This is a genomic window from Candidatus Atribacteria bacterium (genome assembly GCA_011056645.1).
GTDB classification, from domain to species: domain Bacteria; phylum Atribacterota; class Phoenicimicrobiia; order Phoenicimicrobiales; family Phoenicimicrobiaceae; genus Sediminicultor; species Sediminicultor quartus.
The window spans coordinates 1-1,568 of the sequence record DSEL01000221.1; the positions used below are offsets into that span (position 1 = coordinate 1).

At 31.7% G+C, this 1,568-nt stretch carries 2 protein-coding genes; both read left to right on the top strand.

Annotated elements, in window-relative coordinates; all coding sequences use genetic code 11:
• A partial coding sequence (locus ENO17_10115) for a QueT transporter family protein (GenBank protein HER25386.1) occupies window positions 1-146 on the top strand: 146 nt, incomplete at its 5' end.
• Window positions 147-221: 75 nt separating this feature from the next.
• A complete protein-coding gene (locus ENO17_10120) occupies window positions 222-1,442 on the top strand; it encodes a tyrosine--tRNA ligase (GenBank protein ID HER25387.1) in 1,221 nt (406 codons plus the stop codon).
• Window positions 1,443-1,568: the final 126 nt, after the last annotated feature.

The following is a 1,568-nucleotide window of genomic DNA, read 5'->3' on the forward strand; positions in this document are numbered from 1 at the left end:
GTATTTATTTACATTTATTATTTAATTTACCTTATTGGATTACTGTATTGTATATTGGGATAGGTGAGATCATTGCTTGTTATATCTTGGGATATCCCTTATTAATTTTGTTAATTAAAAATAAGGATAGATTAGGTCTGAGATAACAAAGAATAAAATAAGAGAATGCATTATGGTAAAAATATTTTACTTTTTTATTCTATGAAGCGGGGTAATTGGTTATGGATATTAAAGACGAATTAAAAATTATTAAAAGAGGCACAGAAGAAATAATTTCCGAAAATGAGTTAATAAAGAAAATAGAAAAATCAAGGAAAGAAAAAAGACCACTTCGGATTAAACAAGGATTTGACCCTAATGCACCGGATATCCATTTGGGACACACGGTAGGTCTACGGAAAATGAGACAATTTCAAGACTTGGGACACGATGTTTATTTTTTGATTGGTGATTTTACAGGAATGATAGGTGACCCAAGTGGTAAATCAGCAACCAGGAAACAGTTAACAGAAGAAGAAGTTAAGAAAAACGCAGAGACTTATAAAAAACAGGTTTTTAAAATATTAAATCCGGAAAAAACTAAAGTAGTATTTAATAGTCATTGGTTGGGGAAGCTTTCTTTCTCGGAAGTTTTAAAAGTGTGTTCAAAATATACAGTCGCCCGTATGTTGGAAAGGGATGATTTTTCTAACAGATATAAAGAAGGCAAGCCGATAGGTATCCACGAATTTATGTACCCTTTAATGCAAGGATATGACTCAGTTGCTATGCAGGCGGACATTGAATTAGGGGGTACAGATCAGAAATTTAACCTATTAGTGGGCAGAGATATTCAAAGAGAATTCAATCAGGAACCACAAATTATTATTACCTTGCCCCTTCTTGAAGGAACAGATGGAGTAGAAAAAATGAGTAAAAGTCTTAATAACTACATTGGGATTGACGAGACTCCTCAAGAAATGTATGGCAAAGTAATGTCTGTCCCGGATAATCTTATGATCAGATATTTTGAATTAGTAACGGATGTTTCTTTAGATGAAATAGATAAGATAAAGAAAGCCTTAGAGAACAATAACAGACATCCTCGGGACGTAAAAAAGGTATTAGCTAGAGAAATTGTTAAACTTTACCATGGACAGAGTTCAGCAATTATGGCAGAAGAAGAATTTGAAAAGGTTTTTAAGGATAAACTTTATCCAGAAGATATAAAAACATTAACTTTAAAGAAAAATAATTTAAAAGAAGGAAAAATTTGGATTATAAAACTCATTGTATTATCTGGTGTAGTAAATAGTAAAAGCGAAGCTCGAAGATTAATTGAGCAGGGTGGAGTAAAAATAAATGGACAAAAGATAAATGATCCCCATCTTGACTTAATAATCGAAGAAGGTATGATTTTAAAAATCGGAAGATTAAATTTTATAAAATTATTAATCAAATAATCAAATGTATTGGACTCAAACACCCCCTTGCACTTTCCCCCCGATTATACTATAATGATAGTCGCCGGAAGAGGGTGCAAAAAAATATCAAATTTCTTTTCGAAATAGAAAAGATAACTCTTGACA

Bases quoted from the DNA above. Each gene is read 5' to 3' on its own strand.
- ENO17_10120 (HER25387.1), top strand. From the start codon at position 222: ATGGATATTAAAGACGAATTAAAAATTATTAAAAGAGGCACAGAAGAA.